Annotated in this window: 21 protein-coding genes; 12 read left to right on the top strand and 9 right to left on the bottom strand. The window is 62.2% G+C overall.

Annotation, left to right across the window (positions count from 1 at the left end; genetic code table 11):
* Nucleotides 1-5 precede the first annotated feature (5 nt).
* Genes QM609_RS02100 through QM609_RS02090 form a run of 3 tightly spaced genes read right to left on the bottom strand, consistent with a single transcriptional unit; the run spans nt 6 to nt 3,425 of the window.
* The gene (locus QM609_RS02100) at nt 6-368 is read right to left on the bottom strand and encodes a cupin domain-containing protein (protein WP_007730501.1); all 363 of its coding nucleotides are present in this window, start codon (nt 366-368) and stop codon (nt 6-8) included.
* Between the two features lies 1 nt (nt 369).
* Entirely contained in the window at nt 370-1,974 is a 1,605-nt protein-coding gene (locus QM609_RS02095) for a N,N-dimethylformamidase beta subunit family domain-containing protein (RefSeq protein WP_050656914.1), read from the bottom strand.
* Entirely contained in the window at nt 1,971-3,425 is a 1,455-nt protein-coding gene (locus QM609_RS02090; protein WP_050656913.1) for an APC family permease, read from the bottom strand. The genes QM609_RS02095 and QM609_RS02090 overlap by 4 nt, the downstream gene beginning before the upstream one ends.
* Nucleotides 3,426-3,673: 248 nt before the next feature.
* Here QM609_RS02090 and QM609_RS02085 point away from each other — a divergent pair, with 248 nt between their 5' ends.
* The 3 genes from QM609_RS02085 to QM609_RS02075 all read left to right on the top strand — a co-directional run bounded on the left by QM609_RS02085 (nt 3,674) and on the right by QM609_RS02075 (nt 6,379).
* On the top strand, nt 3,674-4,720 hold the full coding sequence (locus QM609_RS02085; RefSeq protein ID WP_007730477.1) for a LacI family DNA-binding transcriptional regulator: 1,047 nt from the start codon (nt 3,674-3,676) through the stop codon (nt 4,718-4,720).
* A gap of 90 nt (nt 4,721-4,810) precedes the next feature.
* On the top strand, nt 4,811-5,677 hold the full coding sequence (locus tag QM609_RS02080; protein ID WP_030536126.1) for an alpha/beta hydrolase family protein: 867 nt from the start codon (nt 4,811-4,813) through the stop codon (nt 5,675-5,677).
* Nucleotides 5,678-6,013: 336 nt separating this feature from the next.
* Nucleotides 6,014-6,379: a hypothetical protein gene (locus tag QM609_RS02075; protein ID WP_007730475.1), complete on the top strand. Its 366-nt coding sequence runs from the start codon at nt 6,014-6,016 to the stop codon at nt 6,377-6,379.
* A 137-nt stretch (nt 6,380-6,516) separates the two neighbouring features.
* On the opposite strand, the gene QM609_RS02070 is transcribed toward QM609_RS02075, so the two are convergent.
* Together QM609_RS02070 and QM609_RS02065 are read right to left on the bottom strand one after the other, a co-directional pair.
* Nucleotides 6,517-7,851, bottom strand: coding sequence for an MFS transporter (locus QM609_RS02070; RefSeq protein WP_050656991.1), 1,335 nt, complete (start codon nt 7,849-7,851; stop codon nt 6,517-6,519).
* Nucleotides 7,851-9,566 (bottom strand): amidohydrolase, encoded by a 1,716-nt coding sequence (locus QM609_RS02065; protein ID WP_030536127.1) that lies wholly within the window; start codon nt 9,564-9,566, stop codon nt 7,851-7,853. Before QM609_RS02065 ends, QM609_RS02070 begins: the two co-directional genes overlap by 1 nt.
* Nucleotides 9,567-9,790: 224 nt before the next feature.
* Here QM609_RS02065 and QM609_RS02060 point away from each other — a divergent pair, with 224 nt between their 5' ends.
* From QM609_RS02060 to QM609_RS02030, 7 genes are all read left to right on the top strand, one after another.
* On the top strand, nt 9,791-10,693 hold the full coding sequence (locus QM609_RS02060) for an Lrp/AsnC family transcriptional regulator (RefSeq protein ID WP_042921480.1): 903 nt from the start codon (nt 9,791-9,793) through the stop codon (nt 10,691-10,693).
* A gap of 79 nt (nt 10,694-10,772) precedes the next feature.
* On the top strand, nt 10,773-11,429 hold the full coding sequence (locus QM609_RS02055; protein WP_050656993.1) for a FadR/GntR family transcriptional regulator: 657 nt from the start codon (nt 10,773-10,775) through the stop codon (nt 11,427-11,429).
* The gene (locus tag QM609_RS02050) at nt 11,426-12,229 is read left to right on the top strand and encodes a class I SAM-dependent methyltransferase (protein ID WP_050656994.1); all 804 of its coding nucleotides are present in this window, start codon (nt 11,426-11,428) and stop codon (nt 12,227-12,229) included. The genes QM609_RS02055 and QM609_RS02050 overlap by 4 nt, the downstream gene beginning before the upstream one ends.
* A 56-nt stretch (nt 12,230-12,285) precedes the next feature.
* Entirely contained in the window at nt 12,286-12,837 is a 552-nt protein-coding gene (locus QM609_RS02045) for an acyl-CoA thioesterase (RefSeq protein WP_050656995.1), read from the top strand.
* Nucleotides 12,838-12,882: 45 nt separating this feature from the next.
* The gene (locus QM609_RS02040) at nt 12,883-14,163 is read left to right on the top strand and encodes an NAD(P)/FAD-dependent oxidoreductase (RefSeq protein ID WP_228232288.1); all 1,281 of its coding nucleotides are present in this window, start codon (nt 12,883-12,885) and stop codon (nt 14,161-14,163) included.
* 69 nt (nt 14,164-14,232) lie between these two features.
* Nucleotides 14,233-14,556 carry a DUF6292 family protein gene (locus QM609_RS02035; RefSeq protein WP_003942947.1) on the top strand — a complete coding sequence of 108 codons (324 nt, stop codon included), beginning with the start codon at nt 14,233-14,235 and terminating at the stop codon, nt 14,554-14,556.
* Between the two features lie 80 nt (nt 14,557-14,636).
* Nucleotides 14,637-16,058 carry a DUF2252 domain-containing protein gene (locus tag QM609_RS02030; protein ID WP_030536132.1) on the top strand — a complete coding sequence of 474 codons (1,422 nt, stop codon included), beginning with the start codon at nt 14,637-14,639 and terminating at the stop codon, nt 16,056-16,058.
* Nucleotides 16,059-16,062: 4 nt separating this feature from the next.
* Here the strand turns inward: QM609_RS02030 and QM609_RS02025 are convergent, their stop codons facing one another.
* Together QM609_RS02025 and QM609_RS02020 are read right to left on the bottom strand one after the other, a co-directional pair.
* Nucleotides 16,063-16,320: a WhiB family transcriptional regulator gene (locus QM609_RS02025; protein WP_003943196.1), complete on the bottom strand. Its 258-nt coding sequence runs from the start codon at nt 16,318-16,320 to the stop codon at nt 16,063-16,065.
* A gap of 19 nt (nt 16,321-16,339) precedes the next feature.
* Entirely contained in the window at nt 16,340-16,870 is a 531-nt protein-coding gene (locus tag QM609_RS02020; RefSeq protein WP_102999525.1) for an HNH endonuclease, read from the bottom strand.
* A gap of 335 nt (nt 16,871-17,205) precedes the next feature.
* On the opposite strand from QM609_RS02020, the gene QM609_RS02015 reads away from it, so the two are divergent.
* Complete coding sequence (locus tag QM609_RS02015) at nt 17,206-18,216, top strand: threonine aldolase family protein (protein ID WP_007730456.1); 1,011 nt, start codon at nt 17,206-17,208, stop codon at nt 18,214-18,216.
* A 1-nt stretch (nt 18,217) separates the two neighbouring features.
* On the opposite strand, the gene QM609_RS02010 is transcribed toward QM609_RS02015, so the two are convergent.
* A complete protein-coding gene (locus QM609_RS02010) occupies nt 18,218-19,072 on the bottom strand; it encodes an LLM class flavin-dependent oxidoreductase (RefSeq protein ID WP_030536134.1) in 855 nt (284 codons plus the stop codon).
* Complete coding sequence (locus QM609_RS02005) at nt 19,069-19,932, bottom strand: patatin-like phospholipase family protein (RefSeq protein ID WP_030536135.1); 864 nt, start codon at nt 19,930-19,932, stop codon at nt 19,069-19,071. Before QM609_RS02005 ends, QM609_RS02010 begins: the two co-directional genes overlap by 4 nt.
* A gap of 54 nt (nt 19,933-19,986) precedes the next feature.
* Between QM609_RS02005 and QM609_RS02000 the strand changes: the two genes are divergently transcribed.
* Entirely contained in the window at nt 19,987-21,672 is a 1,686-nt protein-coding gene (locus QM609_RS02000) for a dihydroxyacetone kinase family protein (RefSeq protein WP_039973156.1), read from the top strand.
* The last annotated feature ends 23 nt before the right edge of the window (nt 21,673-21,695 follow it).

The following is a 21,695-nucleotide window of genomic DNA, read 5'->3' as shown; positions in this document are numbered from 1 at the left end:
CACCGTCATGAGCGCGATCCGGGGAGCGCGACGAAGAACTTCTTCGACGGCTCAACCGTCTCCCAGGTACCGCGAAACGACTGCGGCACGAAAAATGCTTCCCCAGCGGAGAATTCGCGACGGTTTCCATCGAGGTCGATCAGCGCCACCCGGCCGCTGATCATGATGCAGACCTCGTCGTACGGATACGGGTCGCACAAGAGCGTGCCGGGCTCGCCTTCCCAACCACCGCCGAAGTATTCCCCGTTCGGATCTCCGAACGACCTCCATTCGGATTCCGACCAGTTCGGGCTCGCGTCGTCACCCCACTCCGGGATGAACCGCGTCCCCTGCCCTGGCCCGAACATTCGAATGTCGTTGACACTCATGTCATTTTTCCTTCGTGTTGGAGCTGGAAATTCGTGCAGCAAACAGATTTAGTACGTTTGCAGTTATTCGTTCGGTGAACGGATCGTGATGGATCAGCCCGTTCACCCATTCGGTGGAACCTGCGTTGAACACGGAGCCGAGACCTCGCTTGTGACAGGCGACCATTCCCGATCCGTATTCGAGATCACGAAGGTGATCTGGAGGCTCACTGCCATAGAAGCATTCGATGATTCCCTGCACTTCGGCGAAAGGCGCACCGATCGGAACTTTCCCGTTCCATTTGTCCCGCGAACCCGAAACTGCCGGCGCCATCGCGATGATCTCCAGATCCTCGGGAGCGCCGTCGACGCCGGTCGCATACGGCTGGCCCTTCCGGAACGTGAAATCCACGCCGTCCATCTCGAATCCGGCAACACAGATCGGGGCGATCCCGAAGTTGTCTCCGTAGTACAGGTCGGTTCCGTTCAACGCCCAATGATCCGGCCGGTATACCGTGAAACCGCCCGAAGACCTGGGAGTTGTTGCACCGTAACGATTGTAGACACCGGCCATGCCGGTCAATCCCATCGTCCACGCCCCCGGTCGGGCAACCTCGGGCGAATCCCACGCCGTCGTCACCCGGGTCGGGTCGACTTCTCGCATCGGATCGTCGAACGGATTCTTGTAACAGACTTGTGCGTCGTTTTCGAGGCGTACCTGCCACAGGAAGTTCCCGCCGAATCGCGCCAGACCACCACCCTCTTCGACGAAATCATCTATGCGGTCACGCATCTCCCAGGACCAGTACTCGTCGTGACCGACGACAACTGCGCATGAATATCCATGCAGCGCTGACGGATCGTTATGCAGATCGTGTTGTGTCACGTGGTGGACGCGGAACCCCTGCTCTTCCGCCCAGACCGTGAACGGCCTCTCGTAAGTGGCCCAGAAGGCGTCCGCATGGTGACGCGAGTAGCCGTTCACCCACGCCCATTCGTACGGCGGGTGACGGGGTATCCATCCGATTCCCGGTGTGTCGGTGTGGATGTTGCGTGCTGCGCCCTCGGGTTTGCGCAACATCCCCCGCGCGACGGGACGCTGCGTCGAGGAAATCGGTGTCGGCACATCGCCGGAGCCGTCCGGAACACCTCGGTAGTGGTTTGCCCCACCCCAGTCGTTGTAGGCCAACATCGTGCTGGTGGTGTGAATGAGTACGAAGTCGGCATGCTCGGGTTCGCGCGCCTTGACGACGAAGAAGCCCTCCCGCTCAATAGTCACCCCTTCGTGGAGCATCCGGACCAGAACCAAGTACATGCCGGACGTCCATTTCGGATCTATCTCGACGGCAAGGGATTCCGCCCAGTCGCAGCCCACTGCGTACGCGCCGGCAGGCGTCGGCTGCTGCTTGCCCGGCAGACCGAAGTATTGCGCGACCTGTTGCGGCCGGGCGCCGTCTCGAACAATTTCGAGGTCGTATTCTTCTGCGGTGGTATGCACTCGGATCGAGACGGTGTCACCACCGAAGTACGAGAACCTGTCCGCATAGACCCATATCTCTGGAGCGCCCGGAACAATTCCGGGACGTTCGACCAACCCTCCGGGGACCGACCATGCGTATTCGCTCATGCCGACAACTCCTCGACCGAGTGTTCACATACGCGCATCCCGCGGACCACGCCGAATGCGAAAGCCAACAGCAATGGCACTGCCAACAAGAAGTTTTGCGCGGTGGTCAACCCGGTCAGGTCACTCATGTTCATCAAGAGGTATCCGAGCGCGACGATCAACGCCACTGCAGCGAGCGAGGGTGCAATCAACCTCTGCCACAGACCTTCACCGCGAGAATCCTGCGAGAAGAACCTGAGCACGGCGACGGAAGTGAGAACCTGCAACACCAGCACACCGATGATCGTTGGTGTATTCGTCCACACGACTACTTGGGTGTACGGGTCTGCGGGCGTCAGCGCAAAGCCGGCGATTGCCGCGAATACCAGTGCGCCTTGTGTGATTCCGGCGACGCTCGGCGTTCCAGTGGTCGGCGAAACCCGTGCAAGCCCGGCAGGAAAGACTCTCGCGCGCCCCATGGTGAGCAGATAGCGACTGCAAGCATTGTGGAGGGCAAGGCAACCCGCGAAGAAGCTCGTGACGATCAACAGATGCATCACGTCGGTCATCATGGAGCCGGCAAATTCATTGTTGAGATCGAAGATCAGCTCGGACGGGTCACCGCCGAGTAGGTCGCCCATCCGACTCGGGCCGACGGCCTGCACGATCACCCAAGCACAGAATGCGTAGACCACGGCCAGAACAGTGACTGCTGTGTAGGTCGCACGCGACACTGTGCGTTTGGAATCGACAACTTCCTCGCTGTAGATCGCCGTCTGCTCGAAACCGACGAAGGAGGTGAAGGTCAACACGAAGACGCTCGCCAGTCCGGCTGTCATGAAGGTCGACGGCGAAAAACTGTCGAGCGACAGTCCTTCGTGGCCGCCTTTCAACAGAACCGCCACACAGAAGACTGCGAGGACGCCGAGCTCGAGCGCCATCAAAACGGCCAGCACCTTCGCGCCGATATCGACCCTGCGATATCCCACCACCACGACCAGAACTGCGACCGCCAATGCGCAGGTGTAGACGGAAACGGTTACTCCCAAGAACAACTCGATCGTCGACGAGAGAAAGATGCCGCAAGCGACGACGAATCCGATCTGGCCACCGAGATAGCCGATGTAAGCCAGCACAGAGGCGCCTGCGCCGACTGTTTTTCCGAGCCCTTCGGTGATGTAGGCGTAGAACGCGCCCGCGCCGCGGATATGCCTGCTCATCGCCGTGAAGCCGACGGCGAACAGTAGATAGACGATCCCGGGAACGACGTACCCCACCGGAAGCGCAGCGCCGGAAACCATCAGGCCCAGTGGCGCGAATCCCACCAGGATCGTCAGTGGCGCCGCTGCGGCGATGACGAAGAAGACCAGATGACGGCTGTTGATAGTTCCGGCGCGCAGGCCCGAGGATGACGTGGGAGAACCGGATTCAGAATGCGTTCCTGCACCGGGAGGGTCGGTTTTTTCGGTCATGGGGAGGCTCCGCGAGTTAAGGCAAGTATGCGCCTGCCTGGTCAGGTTTCCCGAGGTTCGCCCGAATTTCTCTCGACGTTCGCCCGGTGTTCCTAAGAGAGTGCCGAATCGTTTCATCAGTGTCAATACCTGCGCTGAAACGATTCGACGTTTTGTTCTGAGGTGCCCCTCACCGGTGCACGCAACATGCCGAAACGATTGATCGATAGGCTGGAGACAAACCGACCAACGAGTAGAAACGATCCGCAGTGGCTACCCCTGTTTCGCCGACGCTTCGTGATGTCGCCAACGCCGCCGGCGTCGCGGTGTCCACGGTCTCCTATGCACTCAACGGCAAGGGCCGGGTCGACGCGGCCACTCGCGCTCGGGTTCAAGAGGTTGCCGACCGCCTTGGATACCGTGCCAATCGGTCGGCCCAGAATCTCAGGTCGGGTCGGACTGCCACCCTCGGGCTGATGCTCCCCGCTCCCGACCAACTGTCATCGGCCGAGTACCTCAATTTCGACTGGTACGGGCGCGTGGCGACCGCCGCGACCCAGGCTGCATTCCACGCCGATCACTCACTCCTCCTACTGCCGTCGATGAAAGATCCGAACGGACTGCGGCGCATCGAGATGGACGGCGTACTGGTCGTCGACCCGATGGTCGACGACCCGCGCGTCGAAGTTCTGCAGAAGATCGGAATCCCCTCTGTCGCAGTGGGTCCTGGACAATCCGGGCAGTTCGGATACTCCACCTCACCGGACCTCGTCTCCACCACGGAGACTCTTCTGAACCACCTCGCCGAACGTGGCGCAAGGGACATTTTCGTCCTCACTCCCGGAATGCATTCGGAGTGGACCCGCGCAACGACTTTCGCTTACTTCGAGTGGTGCCGCGCCCGAGGGGTGGCACCACGCACCAGCGAGGAATTGACGTCGTTTCCGGGCGCCAGCACCGTCGGAGGCCTCATCGGGGCCGCGTATGCGGCCACCCGCGAGGCCCTCGACTCCTCGACTCCGCCTGACGCGATCCTGTCGTTGATTCTCGGTTGCGCCCCGGCAGCGGCGCGAGCGGCCCTCGATCTCGGGCTGTCGATTCCGGGTGACGTCTTGATTGCACAGGACAGCGACGAACCTGCCCTGCTGGTTTCCCAGCCCCCGATCACTGCCTTCGACTTCTTCCCCCAAGAACAGGCGGCAGCGGCCGTAGATGCACTGTTGGCTCTGGTCAACGGTGACGAACCCCCAGTTCAGAGCTATACGCGTAGCGAACTCCGCGTGCGAGCGAGCACGGCCCATTCGCTCACACCATAAATTCACCTGGCACCGATAGACTGATTTCCGAATTATCGTCCGTCGCCTGCCGAGAGGAATCAGGTCATCGCGCACCGCTCCCGCGACCGCTTGGCCGGGTATCTCGCCGTAGTGCTGGTCTGTGCACTCGCCCTCCTCGCATCTGTCAGCAGTGCGACCGGCCTCGACCGCGACGTCGCTCCGGTCCGCATCGCCTACGCCGCGGCCGCAGACACTTTCGGCGATCTGTATCTTCCAGAAGGATCGGACGGTGACCTGCCGGTCGTCGTACTCATTCACGGCGGTGGATGGGCCCAGAAGAGCAATCTCGAATACGCGGGCGCGTGGGCAAAAACCCTGACCCCGTACGGAATTGCGGTCTGGAACATCGAATACAGACGCGTCGGCGGTCAGGGTGGTTGGCCGACCACGCTCTCCGATACCGTTACGGCCACCAACGCCCTGGCCGGCATCGTTCAGGAAAAGGCCTCCGGGCGACTGGATTTGAGCCGTGTACACATCGCCGGCTACTCCGCGGGTGGACAACTTGCCGCCTGGGTCGCATCGCGATCCCAACAGGGTGCAGACGCCCCGGAACCAAACCTCTCGGTGCCGGTTCGCTCGACGACGATCATGGCCGGCGTCTTCGACATGACGCTCGCCGCAACCGCGGGCAAAGATCGATTTGTTCGAAATCTTCTGGGCGGCATGCCTACCGATCATCCCGATCGCTACCGCATCGCATCACCGATCGAGCACCTCCCCACCGGCCTCCCCGTCACGGTGATCCACGGACTCGGAGACAAGGTCGTGTCGGTCGAACAGAGTCGGCGCTATGCCCGTGCCGCCCGAGCAGCAGGCGACGTGGTCGATCTGATCGAACTTCCCGGCGTCGGCCACGGCGAGTTCGGCAACCCGACGACCGACGCCTGGGCTACCACCAAGCAAGCAATAATCGGCCACATAAATGCCTCTTGAGCAGGTAATACGGGCCACAGTGCTCTCAGCCGCTCGAAATAGAATTAGCTGAAACTCAATCGATGACGTACGGTGGGGTTATCAGAGGGCAGCCGTCAGTCAGGCAGCCGGTCGCTTCGCCCGGAACAACAGTTCCAGTATTCGTTCCAGGGGCAGACTTCCAGTTCGGTGCAAATCCGCGCCTTTGATCACTACGCACTTTCATCAGTCCCGCAGATTGTTGACCAGGCCGAAGGCTCCGACGGAGTCCGCCGCCAATCGCGTACCGACTGCACCAGTATCAACATGCGCTACACACCGCACGGGCCCAAAGACCCTGCGGTTCAAAGGAATACCTTGATCAACACCATGATTCACCCCGACGACACGAACAACCAGACGAACAGCAACTCGACGAACGGTCTACGGATCCCGACTACTTCGGGCCGGATCCGCGAGCGCGGTATCGAAATCGTCTGCACCCTCTACCGTTGCAGCACCGACGAAGCCGCCGAGCTGTTGCTCCGACATTCTCAGACCAACAACCTCAAGGTCACCAGCCTGATCAAAGCGCTTGTCGCCCTGATCGACGAAGACACGTCCGGCACTGGTTACGGAAGCAGTAACACGCTGGCGTCTCACTTCTGGCTGCGTGAGATCAGAAATCTCAGCCAGGCCCACCGACGCAGCGATCATTTTCATCGCCATCTCGTCGGCGCGTAACCGGCGCTGAACGACAACTGACCTGAAACGACAGCTGGGGCAGTACACGGAAATCGTGTACTGCCCCAGCTGTCGTGTTTTCAGTTGTCAGGCGGAAGCCGACTCTCGGCAGTCAGGCGGAAGCCGACTCTCGGCAATCAGGCGGAAGCCGATTCCTTGTTCAGGCCCTGCTGAGCACTGTCGGTATCGGTCGCCTCGTCCACGTGCTGCGGAGCGAAGAGCAGGCACACGATGCTCAGGATGCACATGCCGATCAGCAGTGCGATGACCGGCCAGATGCTGCCGGTTGCCTTGTACATCAGCGTCGACACCAGCGGTGACAGTCCGCCGAAGATAGCGCCTGCACCTTGGTACGCCAACGAGATGCTCGTGTAGCGCGCCTGCGGCTTGAACATCTGCGACAGAACAGCGGCGATCGGACCGTACGTGGCCGCCAGCACCAGTCGCATGACAGCGAAGGTCAGGAAGATCAGGAACACGGATCCGGACTTCAGCACCAGGAACTGCGGCGCTGCGAGAATCGCGACTGCCGCAAGGCCCCAGATGACGACGCGGACGCGTCCCACCTTGTCGCCGAGCCACGCCACGCCGAGAGTCGCGATCAACTCGACCACTGCAGCGACACTGAGCGCGTTGAGAATCAACGTCTCCGACAATCCGACGTCGGGGTCGGTTGCGTATGCCGTGATGAAGGTCGTCACGAGGTAGTAGCCGCCGACTGCGACGGGCAGAATGCCGATGCCCAGGATGATCGGGCGCCAGTTGGTCACCAGCGCGTACTTGAGCGGGAGCATTTCCGGTACGTCCGCGGACTTCACCTCGGATTCGAAAACCGGGGACTCTTCGACCTTCAGGCGAACGACCAAGCCGACGAGAATCAGCAGCGCCGAGCAGAGGAACGGCAGTCGCCAAGCCCACTCGCGCAGAGCGTCGTCGCCGAAGGTGGAGAGAATGCTGAAGAAACCTGTGGCCAGGAGCGCGCCGGCCGGGTTGCCCAGCTGAGCGAAACCGCCGTAGAAGGTCTTCTTGTCCTCGGGTGCATGCTCGACGGCCATCAGGACCGCGCCGCCCCATTCGCCGCCGACGGCAAAGCCTTGGACGAAGCGGAGCAGTACCAGCAGTAACGGCGCCCAGAACCCGATCGACGCGTAAGTGGGCAACATGCCGATGAGGAACGTGCCTGCACCCATCAGCGTCAAAGTCACCACCAATGCGGTGCGTCGGCCCATCTTGTCACCGACATGGCCGAACACGATTCCGCCGAGCGGGCGAGCGAAGAAACCGACGGCGTATGTCGCGAACGCCGCCGCAACGCCGGTCAGGCGGTCGGTTCCGGGTGGGAAGAAGATGTCACCGAACACCAGGGCGGCTGCCGTGGCATACACGTAGAAGTCGTACCACTCGATAGTTGTACCGACGAAGGCTGCAAATCCCGCCTTGCGGGCCTTCACGATCTGTTGCTCTCGGTTCATTACTTTTCCTCGGTGGTCGAAGTGCTCGACAATAGGTGGTTATGACCTGAATGTGCGAGTTCGCCGTCGATCCAGGTCTCTCGGACCTCGATCTGCGCAATCGCGTCGGCCGGAACCTCGAGGGGATCCGCGCCCAGAATGACGAAGTCGGCCCGCTTGCCGACCGAGATGCTGCCCAGCTCTGCTTCGCGGCCCAGCGCACGCGCACCGTTGAGGGTATGAGCCTGCAATGCCTGGTCGGCGGTGATGCGGAGTGCATCGGAGCCGAGCTGATGACCCTGACGCGTCACACGAGTAACGGCTGCCTGAATTGCTTCGAGCGGCTTCGGCTCTGCGACGGGGGCGTCGGAGCTGATGGTCACGGGAACTTCGGCAGCGATGAACTCGCCGAGCGGGTTGAACCGCTCGCCCGGAGTGCCGATCGCAGCGGTGACGCCCTCGCCCCAGTTGTAGTAGTGCTGTGGCTGGTTCACCGGGTAGACACCGGCCAGGTTCATCCTTGCGATCTGCTCGGCCGTCGGGAGTCCGCAATGCTCGATGCGGTGACGAGCGTCGGCGTCGGGGTGAGCCTTCTGCGCAGCTTCGATGGCATCGAGCACCATGTCGATGGCGGTCGGTGACTGAGCGTGCGTGGCGGTCTGCAGACCCACCGAATGTGCCTTGGCAATCAGCTCCGAGTAGTCCGCCGGCTCGTGGTAGAGCTGCCCGGTGCGGCACGGGTCGCCCACGTAGCCGTCGGGGAAGTATGCGGTCCAGCCTCCGAGTGTGCCGTCGGCGTAGAACTTGATGCCGCCGAACGCGAGCCGCGAATTGCCGAAGGCGCCGTGCATTCCCGTGTCGATGACGTGATCGAGGAGGTGGCTGAGCATGTACATGCTGACGCGGGTCTTGAGCTGATCCTGCTCGGCCAGACGCAGGTACATGTCGAATTCACGCCGGGTCACCTGGCAGTCACCGATGGTGGTGACGCCACCGGCCAGGAACTTGTCCTGAGCGACCGACAGCTGGCGAAGGTGCTCTTCCGGCTCGTCCTCGAGATGGAAGTTGGGGCCGTGATGGCCGACCTTCACTCCGTTGACGCCGGTGAGAATGTTGCACGCGGCGTCGGAGAGCTCACCGGTGAGTTCGCCGTCTTCATCTCGGAAGAACTCGCCACCGGCCGGATTCTCGGTGCTCGCGTCGATACCGTGCTTGTCGAAAGTGAAGGAGTTGACGACGCCGCCGTGACCGCTCGCGTTCATGAGGTAGACCTCGCGATCGGTGGCCACCTGATCGAGCTCTTCCTTGAGCGGGTGACGCCCTTCGATCAGGTTGCGGTGCTCGTAGCCGTATCCGCGAATCGGGACGCCCGCAGGTGCTGTGAGCGCCGCTTCCTGAAGTAGCGCAATGATTCCGGGGATGGAATGTGCCTTCTCCGGCCCACAGTCCACCCAGCTGAGCATCTGCCCGTACATCAACGGGTGTGCATGTGGATCGACGAAGCCGGGGACGACGGTGGCGCCGTCGAGTTCGACCACCGCGGTTGTGCGAGTGCTCAGCCGACGCGCCTCCGTGCGGCATTCCTCGAGCGTTCCCACCGCTGCAAAGCGGTTTCCGAACACCAGGAACGCTTCGGCTCCCACCGTGCTGTCGTCAACGGTGTGGATCTTGGCGCCGGTGAAGATCGTGCCGGTGGCGTCGAGAGGCGAGGCTTCGTGCGTGTGCAACTTGCGCATGGTGGTCCTTCGTCGAGATGGTGGTGCAGGTCACTGCGTGTTGAGCGAAAACTACGCCCTGACCTGGAGCTATGCAATGCATCAAAGTTTCAGACCAGGCGGTATACAACTTTTTTGTATGAGTTTTCGAGCATTTCTGCACTTATCCACATCATCCATGGCCACATGCGACTGTTCTAATAGGAAGCTCATACAGAAAAATCTCTGGAAAAGTTGGGGCAACCATGACGGTCGATCTCGATTCCAAGCTCATTGCCGCACTTCAGCGCAACGGGCGAGCGACGTACCGCGAACTGTCCGTGGCGGTCGACGCCCCACGAGCGGCGGTGTCCACCAGAGTGCAGGCGCTACTCGACTCGGGAACGGTGTCCGTAGTGGCCGTCGCGCACCCCGAACTTCTCGGGCTGAAGGCGCTTGCACACGTCTCGATCGCGGTGTCCGGACCGATGACCCCGGTGCTGGACGCGTTGATCGCATCCGAGGCCGCCGTCTACATCTCGGCAGTCAGCGGGCAGTACAACGTGATTGCGGAACTTCGGGTGCCCAGTCACGACGATCTGTACCGTGCCATCGCCGAACTCCGCTCACAACGTGGCGTTCGATCCGTGAGCACGCTGGTCTACGTCGACGTCATCAAGGGAATCTTCATGCCCGAGACCGCTTTACAAGCCGATATCCGACTCGACTCGACAGATGTCGCGTTGATCGAACTGCTCGAGCGCAACGGGCGAATGCCCTTTCTCGAACTGGCCGAACACACCGGACTGTCGCCGAGCGCCGTGCGCAACCGGGTCAATCATCTGATCGCGAGCACGGCACTGCGCGTCGGCGCTGTCGTCAAGCGGCGAGGTGGTGGCCGAACGCTGGCGATGGGCATCGGCGTCAATCTGGGCTCACGGGACGACAACGCGGTATCGGAGATCGAGTCGCTGCCCGGAATCGAATTCCTCGCCCGGACCCTCGGACGATACGACGTGATCGCGACGGTCGCCGCCAACTCGTCCAACGACCTCCATGCCCTGTCCGAGCGAATCCGGGGCATCGACGGTGTCAGCGGCTTGGAATCGTGGGCGCATCTCGAGGTCTTCAAGGAGCACTACGCCCGCAGCCTGGACGTACGCGGATAATTCCCAAGTCATTGACTCACTCGTGAGAGCACACTAACCTCGGGCAAAGTCATTGACTCACTTACCCGAGGTGGCACACATGTCCGACTCCGGACGCAAGGTAGACATCGTCGCTGCGGCGATCGAGGAGGCGATATCGACCGGCCGATGGCCCGTCGGATCAAAACTCCCGCCGGAGACCGCATTGGTCGAGGAATTGGGAGTCGCCCGAAACACCATGCGCGAAGCGGTACGGGCGCTTGCACACGCCGGAGTTCTGTCCGTTCGTCACGGTGGCGGCGTGTACGTCATGGCGGCGTCGCCGGTCGAAGGACTACTCGGGCGCAGGCTCGCCAGAGGTGACGTTCTCGACGTACTGAGCCTGCGACGCGGACTCGAGGTCGAAGCCGCGCGACTTGCAGCGCAGCGCCACACCCCCGAAGATCTCGCGCGGATACATGCAGCCTGGAATGCCCACCCCGGTCACGTCGGCGGCTTCACTGTCGAAGCCGGCATGGCCTTGCACCTTTCGATCGTCGAGGCGTCCCACAATTCCGCACTGATCGACGTCTACCGGGGAGTCCTTGCCGCCGTGACGGATTCGCTGTCCGCCGTCAGTGTCGGTCCAGGTTTCCACGTCGACGAGCACCGACCCTTGATCGCTGCCATCGAGGAACGCAACCCCGGCGAAGCAGCGCGTGCGGCAGGCGCAGCGCTCGATACGGTCATCGACGCAGTCGAAAGGAGCTTGTCGTGAATCGGGGAAACTGGAACGGTGCGGCATATTCCCCTCTTGCCGAACAACTCTCACCTGCATCGACAGAGGCGCTGCGCTCGATCGGGCACGTGAGCACGGCGTACGACGTCTGCGCCGGAACGGGGAACTTTACGCTCCCGGCGGCCCAGTCCGGGATCGCGGTCCACGCACTCGACCTCTCCGCCAGCCAGCTGGAGGTCGCGCGCGAACGCTGGATTCCTCGCCCCGGAACTACCGAACCCACTTTCACGATCGGCGATGCACAGTCTCTGCCGTGGTCGGATTCGAGCGCCGACGCCTGTGTCAGCATCTTCGGGATCATCTTCTGTCCCAACCCTGCGATCGCCCTCGCAGAGATGATGCGGGTGACCCGGCCAGGCGGAAAGATCTGCGTCGCAACGTGGTCGGAGAACGGGTGGGCAGCAGCACTCCGCCGGGAGGCCGCCTCGGCGTGGAATGGCATCACACCACTACCGACGACATGGTCGAGCTCGAGCGAATTCGAGAAGGCAGCAGCCGGATTGGAGTCGGTGAGCTCGGCCTCCCACCTGCTCGAGTGGCAACTACCAGCCGGATCGGATCCCGTCGAGGAACTGTGCGACCAGGCACCGGCGTTGAAGAACTTTCGCGAGGCCGTTCGAAGCACAGGGAATTGGGCTTCGATGTCAGCGCACCTCCGCTCGACGCTCGAGCCCTATCTCAGGTCGAGCGCGGCCGGCCCCGTCGCCACCAGCGAATACATCCTCCACGTTGGCACTGTCCCGAACTCTGACACCGCGCTCTTCCGAACGCGCGGGTAACCCTCTTTGCCGGATACGGTCTCTTCACCGTCCACCGAACCGAAGAGGCCCGCTTGATGTCTGAATCGAACTCCCTACCTGAATTGAAACAAGCATCGCAGCAAGCATCGAAACAAACCTTGTCCATGTCCGTCCTCATGACGCCGGACATGTCAAACTTCTCGGGCAACGTGCACGGCGGAACGATTCTGAAGTTTCTCGACCAGGTTGCCTATGCGTGCGCGAGTCGATATGCCCAGACCTACGTCGTGACTCTGTCGGTGGATCGTGTGGTGTTCCGCGAGCCGGTGCATGTCGGCGAACTCGTCACGTTCAGCGCTTCCGTCAATTACACCGGGCGCACCTCGATGGAAATCGGAATTCGAGTCGAAACCGAAGACATTCTTCTCGGAAAATCTCGCCACACCAATAGTTGCTATTTCACGATGGTGGCGATGGGAAGCGACGGGAAACCGGCTGAGGTACCCCAACTCCGGCCGACCGGAAAAATCGCCAGGCAGCGATTCGAGGCCGGGCGACGGCGTCGTGAACTGCGCAGAGAGAACGAGCTTCGTGAACAGTCCATCCGGGCCGCAGTTCGGGACTTAACGCCCGAACACGATGACTGAATCCAGTCATATTTAAGTTATAACCTTATGCATTAAGCTGATCGAGTGACTTCGAAGGCACGGGAAAAGTATGACGTTGTGATTGTCGGCGCGAGCATCGCGGGATGCGCGGCCGCCATCATGTACGCCCAGCAAGGTCTGCGGATAGCGCTTCTCGACGCTCGCTCCGACATCCGGGCGCACAAAGTCCTGTGCACTCACCACCTGCAACCGTGCGGTGCCCCGATCTTGCAACGACTCGGCGCCACGGAAAAACTGCTCGCCCTGGGAATGGTGGAAACCGTTCCGACATTCTGGACCCCTTGGGGAGTGATCACCCCTGACGCGGCAGAGAACTCACCGCCACCTGGGTTCAACGTCCGAAGGGAAACTCTCGACCCCCTACTGCGCCAACTAGCGAACGACTACCCGAACGTCGACCTTCTTCTCGGGTATCGCGTTTCCGGACTGCTGACCGAGAACGGCACTACTGCAGGCGTCTACGGCACCGAACAGGGTTCGGCCTTCACTGTCGAAGCACGATTGACCGTCGGAGCAGACGGCAAGGATTCGACCGTCGCACGATCCGCGCGTTGCGACTCCGTGAGCGCGTCCAACGGGCGCTTCAGCTACTTCGCCCAACTCTCGGGACTCGAACGACCCGACGGAGAAACGTCATTGTCGTGGTTCATGGATCCCGACGTCGCCTACCTGCTCCCCAACGACGGCGGAATCAGCGTGCTGGTCGTCTTCCCTGCCCTCGACAAGCTCGGCTCGTTCGCTGACGACCTGTCTACTGCTTTCCTCGAGTACGCCAACGCATTACCCGGCGCTCCACTTGTTCGGCGAGAGCACATCGTCGGGAAGATCGTTGGTACCAAACACTTCTCCACAACCCTCACCGAACCCGTAGGTAACGGGTTCGCACTCATCGGCGACGCTGCGGCAACCAACGACCCGTTGTGGGGTATCGGATGCGCGTGGGCACTCGAGACCGCTCAGATGCTGGTCGATGCGACCGCGCACATGCTGACGGAGACGCCGGCAGACACACTCGACTCACATCGGAACGTGAACGCTGCATTGACCGAATACCGTAGCGCCAGAGCGAGTATGACGAATCACATCGACTACATGAGCGGTTACGCCGGCGGGCGAAAGTTCACCGCGATCGAACGTCTGCTCATCTCCGCGGCCACCCACGACCACGACGAAGCCCGAAGGTTCTACTTGTTCGGTTCCCGGTTGATACCGGCCGAACAGTATCTCTCGACTCGCTCGGTCGCGCGGGCAGCACAAAAACATCTCAGGCACCGTCTGCGTCGTAGATCTGTGGCCGGGACGTAATCTGACAAGCGCTTTTTCGGCGCCGGCAACGGGGAACCCTCCGATCGCAACCGAGCCGGAGGAGCGACCATGCGTGCACACATCGCCATTCCGAGTGAATCGACTTGTCACAGGTACGTAGTCGCCGTCGCCAGCTCCACCTTCGCCGAATCGGTCATCTGGTGCGACGGCCCCGCGTTCGACGCAGTACTCGTTCTGGGCAGCGAGATTCCGCAGCACAGTGGCCACCGAGCCGTACTCGCCTGGAATCACTACTTCGGGTGGGCGCTCGGCGTGGAAACCACACCGGATGCGTCGTTCGCCGTTGTCGAATGCCTCGGTATCGGGAGAATGCCGGATCCTGAACTGTGCGCCGACCGCGCTGTCGAGTTGATTGCCCAGGCGGGTAGTTAAGGAACTCGTCGCGCGGCGCACAATCCGGCGGGCATAAGATCGAGCGCGAGTTTCGCACGCCCGACGAAAGAGAGCCCGACATGGACCCGCTGAACAGGCCTGCCGGTCAGCTGGCTCTCGAGAACGAACCGGACGGCAGGGCGACTTTGCGGGCGCGTCAGACGCCGCGCAGTGAGCGTCGCAAGATCGGGAAAGGCCTGCGCAAGCGAGTGGCGCGATCGTCGCTCGGCGACTGGACGCCCCCATCCGATCGACGTGACCCGGTCGATCAGGTCAACACGGCACACGAGGGAAGACTCGACTGGTTGGTTCCGATCCGTGTGGGGCGAATGGTCGCTTCGCCATACGGATTCCTGCGCGGTACCGCCGGATTGATGGCGGAGGACATGGCGCAGCTGCCGTCCACCGGCATCACTCCCGTCATCTGTGGAGATGCGCACGTCGGAAACTTCGGGTTCTACGGATCTCCGGAACGCGAACTTGTCATAGACCTCAACGATTTCGACGAAGCACATCCCGGCCCCTGGGAATGGGATCTACGAAGGCTAGCTGCGAGCATCTGGGTGGCCGGTCGACAGAACGGTCTCACCGAAGCTCAATGCGAAACAGCAACAACCTCGTGTGTGTCCGCGTATCGCCTCCACTTGGCGAAGCTCTCCGAGCGTCCGCTGTTCGATCGCTCCTTCGACCGGGTCGATCTCGACGGACTCACCGACCACGTCACCGATCCTGGGTTGCTGGCCGAGATCAGGCGCGCCGCGGAGCGCGCCCGGCGGCGTACGAGTGACCATGCGGTGCCGCGGTTCACCGTCGAGGATCACGGACGGCGCCAGTTGGTCGAGAACCCGCCGCTCACAACACGACTCACGCCGCAGGACACCGACTTCCTCCTGGAGGGTCTGGACGAGTATCTCGAAACCCTTGCACCACACTGGCGCCGAGTCGTCTCGGGATACAACGTCATCGACGTCGCGCACCGGGTTGTCGGAGTCGGGAGTGTCGCTCTGCGCGCCTATGTGGCCCTGTGCGAAGGGAGCATCCCGGACGACGTCATCTTCTTGCAGCTCAAGCAGGCTCGCCGATCCGTCGTTGCACCCTTCGTGCACGGTGACTCGGCCTGGCACGACCATCAAGGACGACGCGTCGCGGAATACCAGCAGGCTCTCCAGACAGTCAGCGATCCACTGCTCGGGTGGTGCACCGTGGACGACCGCCAGTACTACGTCCGTCAGTTCCGGAACATGAAAGGTTCTGTGGACCTGAACAATATCGATGCAGCGGCCTTGACCGACTATGTCGCGATCTGCGGTCGCCTACTGGCCAAGGGGCATGCACGAACCAGCGGCGCGTCACTGATTTCCGGTTACCTGGGAACCTCGGACACGGTCGACACCGCCCTCACCCGGTTTGCTCGGCTCTACGCCGATCAAACCGAACGTGACCACGACGCTCTGTGCCGGGCGGTATCGGCCGGTACGATCGCCGCGGAGCCGGGAATCTGATCCCTCACGCCGCGACGATCCTGCCCTGCTCGAACTTCACTCCTCCCCAGATTCCGGTCTGGCCAGTGGCAGAGGCGAATTCGCGACACGATTCCGCAATCGGGCACCTGTTGCACACGTCGGTCGCGTAGTCGTATCCCTCGGACGGAAAGGGAAACCAGCGGTCCGGCTCGGGGTCTCCTCGACATTCCGCCTGCCACCAGGTTCGGTCGTCCGAGATCGGCAGAAGCTCAGCTAGATTCGAGATTTCGTCAGCGCACATCACTTACTCCTTCCGACCGTCACGTCCGACTCAATTGACGCCAGATCTCCTGCTGCACTTTCTCGATGCGCCGAGGTGCCTTCGGCTCCCACAGCAGCCGCATACCGGCCTCGGCCGGTGTGCGATCCGCTTTGCGCTGATTGCAGGAACTGCAGCACGCCACCAGATTTCCCCACGTGTTGGGCCCGTTACGGCTCCGCGGCTGGACATGGTCGATGGTCGTTGCCCGGGCGGCGCAGTACGCACATCGACGACCGTCCCGGTCGAAGACACCGGCAAAAGTGGCCCGACTGGAATCGGTGACCGTCACCCGGTGAGCAACGTACACGTACTCGGCGAGCAGGATCGTGCTCGGCAGTGGGATTTCGACGTGCTTGGAGCGCACCGGAAATATCGGGGTCACGTCTTCGGTGGACTGCGCGGAGCCGGTAGCGATCAGGACGACCGCACGATCGGCGCTCACTTCACCGAGGTACTCGTACGTGGCGTTGAGTACCCGGACGGGGCGGTTCATCCAACTGTGAGCAAGTGCGCGGTTCGGGTTCCGCATGAGAGTTCTCAGTTCGTGTCGAGGAGTGAAACTCCTGGACACGAAGACGGGTCAGGAGCAAATGCAAGAAATGGGGAACGGCATATATCCAGCGCCGCTCTGTTCCCCGAATGCGGGATGGGAAATACCGCGGGGTGAGAGCCCGCGCAGGTGCAACGCTTGCTTCCAGTCGCGCATGCCTGTCCCCTACCACTTCTTGTTCTCGTCACCGGCGATTGCCGGCGCTCATCATCACACGGAAGGCATCCTCAGCGATATCGATTTATCAGGCCGGAAGAGCCGTCCTGGAAATACCGCGGTTTGACGCCGGAACACGCGGCTTGATCGAATGAGCCATGACTTCGTCGTACATCGACCTACGCTCGGACACCGTCACCAAGCCTGATGCGGAGATGCGGAAGGCGATGGCCGACGCCGAGGTCGGTGACGACGTCCTCGATCACGACCCGACCATGGCGGCGCTCGAGGAAGAGGTGGCGCACACTCTGGGTTTACCGGCGGCACTGTGGGTGCCGAGCGGATCGATGGGCAACCTGATTGCGCTGATGCTGCACCTTCACCGCGGCGATCAGTTCCTGGCACCGGAACACTCTCACGTCTTGGGCTCCGAATTGGGCACCGCTGCCTGGCTCGCCCAGGGAATGCCGATGGCGTTGCCGCACGACGGCGGACCCGGACGTCCCACCCCCGAGACTGTCGTGAAGGCGGCGGGCTCCCCCGGCCCGTACTTCGCGTTGAACACCACGCTGCTCTGTCTCGAGAACACTCATAACTTCGCCGGCGGTGCCGTCATGAATCCGACCGAATGGACGAAGCTGGTCGACGCAGCGCGATCACGCGGCTTGAAGATTCACCTCGACGGCGCCCGTCTCTGGAATGCCGCTGTTGCACTCGATGTTTCGCCCACCGAATTGACTTCCGGCGCCGATACCGTTCAGGTGTGCCTGAGTAAGGGACTCGGTGCGCCGGTCGGCTCGATACTCGCCGCATCACCCGAATTGATCACCGAAGCCCGAAGGATCCGCAAGATGCTCGGCGGCGGCGTTCGTCAGGGCGGAGTGCTGGCCGCAGCCGGCATCGTCGCGTTGCGCTCACAAGCTCGCCTCTCCGACGATCACGACAACGCGCAGCGCCTCGCGTCGGGGCTTCGTGAACGCGGTTGGGCCGTCGACGAACCTGCCACCAACATCGTTCTGGCCGCGACAGCCGATCCGTCGGTCACCGTTGCTCAGCTCGCCGCTGTCGATGTCGGCGCGGTCACCGTTGCCGGGAAGGTTCGGTTCGTGACACATCGCGACGTGAGCACTGCCGACATCGACGCGGTTCTGTCCAGAGTAACCTTCTGAACTACGCCACCAGGGGTTGAACCTCCTGCGCGACAAAGCGAATGAACTCGCGGACATCCGGCTCGTCAACAGTCGGTTGGAGTACCACGGTGGTTGCACCTGCTGCAACCCATCGCCGTGTTGCTGCCGCGACTTCGGCCGCGTTGCCCACGGCAATCGCATCCTCCGGCGACTCGCTACCGGACGCTGCGGCCTCGGCAAGGGCGCGCTCACGACCGCCGGAACCGAAAGCACAGATGACGTAGACGACGACCTCGTGATCCGACGCCCCGATGTGAGCGATCGCCCGACGCACGCCGTCCGGGGTCGTCCCACCCGAGAGCACGGTGCCCTGCGCCAACTCGCCACTGAGCGCCAAAGTCTTTGGCCCCGTGGCGCCGACGAGCAACTGCGGCACCGTCTCCGGTGGCCACGCCAGCGTGACGTCCGTGAGATTCACGTATCGACCGGACACCGTCACCGACTCACCGCCCAGTAGCCGCTCGACTGCTCCGAACTGCTCCCGCAGGAGGGTCAACGGCGATTCGGCTTTGGCCCCGATCTGCCGCATCCAACTCTGAACGCCGTGACCGAAGCCAACCCGTAGTCGATCCGGATGAACTCTGGCCAGCGCTGAAATCTCCATCGCCGTGATCGCGGTGTTGCGCATCGGGGTCGGCAGCACACCGATCGCCACACCCACGCGATCGGTCTCAGCCAATACAGTTGCAGCAGTGGCTATTCCTCCGCCGAAGAAGCAGTCTTCCCACAACCAGACCTCGTCGATACCGACTTCGTCTGCATACCTGGCATGTCGAACCAGATCTTCCGGAGATTGCTCCGGGCGCACGACGACGGCAATCCGTGCGGCGCTCATGCCGTCACCAGAAACGCGGCGATCTCGTCGGCGGTTCGACGGCCCTGTTCGCGGCCGAGTTCGGCTGCGGGGCGCCTGGTTGTCGGTGAAAGCGAGTTCGTTCCGATCGCTTCGACGACGGCGTCGTCGGCGAAGACAGGCAGCACGGGCAAGGGCGTCATCACGTCGATTTCCTCTCGTAGACTGCCGCCCAGAAGATTCGGGGCGGGGTCGGCTGCGGGTGAAAGAACCACGACCACATCGCAGTCGGCAGCCAGATGAACATTCGAGCCACTCGCCATTCCGCCGTCCATGTACCGCTCGCCCTCGATCACGACTACCGGCCACACCCCTGGTACGGCGCAACTTGCTCCGACTGCGTCGATCAGTTCTACGCCGTCAGCGTTGCCGAACACCCTCAACTCACCGGTCTGTGCGTTGATCGCCGGGATGCGCAACTCCCGGTCGGGCCACAACCGATTGGGCAGCCTCGCCTCGATGACCGCGCGACGCACGGCAGGTTCGACGGTATCGGCTCTCATCGCTGCTTCGCCGAGAAAACGGAGCTGCTCGGCCCGGTCCTGCGATCCTGCGATCGCGTCGACGAACATCTGACCGAGTACCTCGACATCGACCTTCGGGTCGATTTCGCCGGTCGCCTCCGCTGTTTGTGCGTCGAAAAGTTCTTGCAGTGTCACGCCGCTCGCTATCTGAGCGCTCACCGTGGAACCTGCGGAAGTGCCGATCAACACGTCCGCCGTCAGCAGCGCAGCGGCAGTGTCCGGTGATTTGTCCTGAAGGCCCAACAGAAAACCTGTTTCCCAGGCGATTCCCGCAACGCCGCCACCGGCAAGTACCAACCCCAATTTCACGCCGTCCACCTCTCGTCGATCGTGATCCGTGCCCGAAGTCGACGTTAGACCTACTCTGAAGTGATGTTCATGCGCAGCGCAAAGACATTTGTTCCCGACGCACTCCGTGGGTTGATCGCATCCACCGACGACATCGCGTGGAATCCCGACCCTGGGTACCTCACACGCGCAAGGCCACTTCCCCGCGGACGGGTCGCGCTCGTCTCCGGCGGCGGTTCAGGCCACGAACCCATGCACGCCGGATTCATCGGCGAAGGAATGCTCACAGCCGTCTGCCCCGGATTGGTCTTCAGCTCACCCAATGCACTTCAGATCCACGAGGGATCCAAGGCTGCCGACGCCGGCGGCGGCGTCCTTCACATCGTGAAGAACTACACCGGCGACGTGATGAACTTCGGTATCGCCCGAGAGTTGCTACGCGAGGACAAGATCGATACGGACGTCGTCCTGGTCGACGACGACGTCGCGACCGAACGCGCAGACGGCAGCGGTCCGGGACGACGCGGTACTGCGGCAACCATCGTGGTGGAGAAGGTCTGCGGCGCATCCGCCGCCCGCGGCGACGACCTGGCCGAGGTGACCCGGATCGGACAACACGTCGCGCACTCCGCTCGGAGCATGGCCGTCGCCCTTCGCCCATGCACTTTGCCGGGGGCTGACGAGCCGTCGTTCGACTTGCCGGCGGGTCAGATGGAACTCGGTATCGGCATCCACGGCGAACGCGGCACAGAACGCGTGGACGCCCTGCCCGCACCGGAATTGGTGCGGCGGCTGACGGACCCGATCATCAAGTCCCTGAGTCTCGCCGAAGGCGACCGCGTCATCGCCGTCGTCAACGGTCTCGGCGCCACCCACCCGCTGGAGTTGCAACTTCTGTTCGCCGAACTCGGAGATTATCTGGACGAACAGGGAATTCACATCGAGCGGACACTGATCGGAACCTTCGTCACTGCATTGAACATGGCAGGCGCGTCCATCACCCTTGTTCGCACAGACAAAGAAATCCTCGAATTATGGGACGCACCAACAAAAGCGCCCGCCTGGCCGAATGCTATAGCGCGTGAGTACACCGGCATGGGCACGCGCGAATCTTTCGGTCCCACATTCACACCCGACACCTCACGCACCGCCGAAAGCAGCTTCGTCGGAAGCTGGATTGCGGACTGGGCCGAGAAGGTACTGGATCAGGAACCGGCACTGACCGATCTCGACCGACGAGCGGGCGACGGCGATTTCGGGACCAACATGGTGGCCGCACTGGATCAACTCGACATCTCGGCGATCCGTGACACGTACTCCACCGCAACGATATTCGATGCAGTCTCACAGGCGTACCTCGGCCACGCCGGTGGCACCTCCGGCGCATTGTTCGGCATCTGGTTCCGGCATTTCTTCCGCGTTGCCGCAGACTCGGCGGACTCCGAACTCGACCTCGGCGCGATCGCGGCTGCAGCGCGAGCGGGACTCGACAACATCACCTCGCTCGGCGGCGCACGCGTCGGCGACAAGACGATGGTCGACGCGATAGTTCCGGCGGTCGAGTCGTTGGAGCAATCCGTGAGCTCGGAAGCCGATCGAGATGCTGCGCTGGCGAGCGCAGCGGAAGCCGCAGCGGCCGGGGCGGAGTCGACCGAAACCATGCTCGCGAACCGCGGACGTGCAAGTTATGTGGGCGAAGCCGCTCGCGGAGTAGTCGATCCGGGAGCGCTACTCATAGCGTGGTTCTTCGCCAGTGCAGTGGGTCACTAGCGAGCACTTCGGGGCTGTGACTA

Source organism: Rhodococcus sp. IEGM 1302, from assembly GCF_030056935.1.
Taxonomy (GTDB): domain Bacteria; phylum Actinomycetota; class Actinomycetes; order Mycobacteriales; family Mycobacteriaceae; genus Rhodococcus_F; species Rhodococcus_F qingshengii.
The sequence above is the reverse complement of the archived record's forward strand: the minus strand, read 5'-3'. Positions and strand labels throughout refer to the sequence as shown.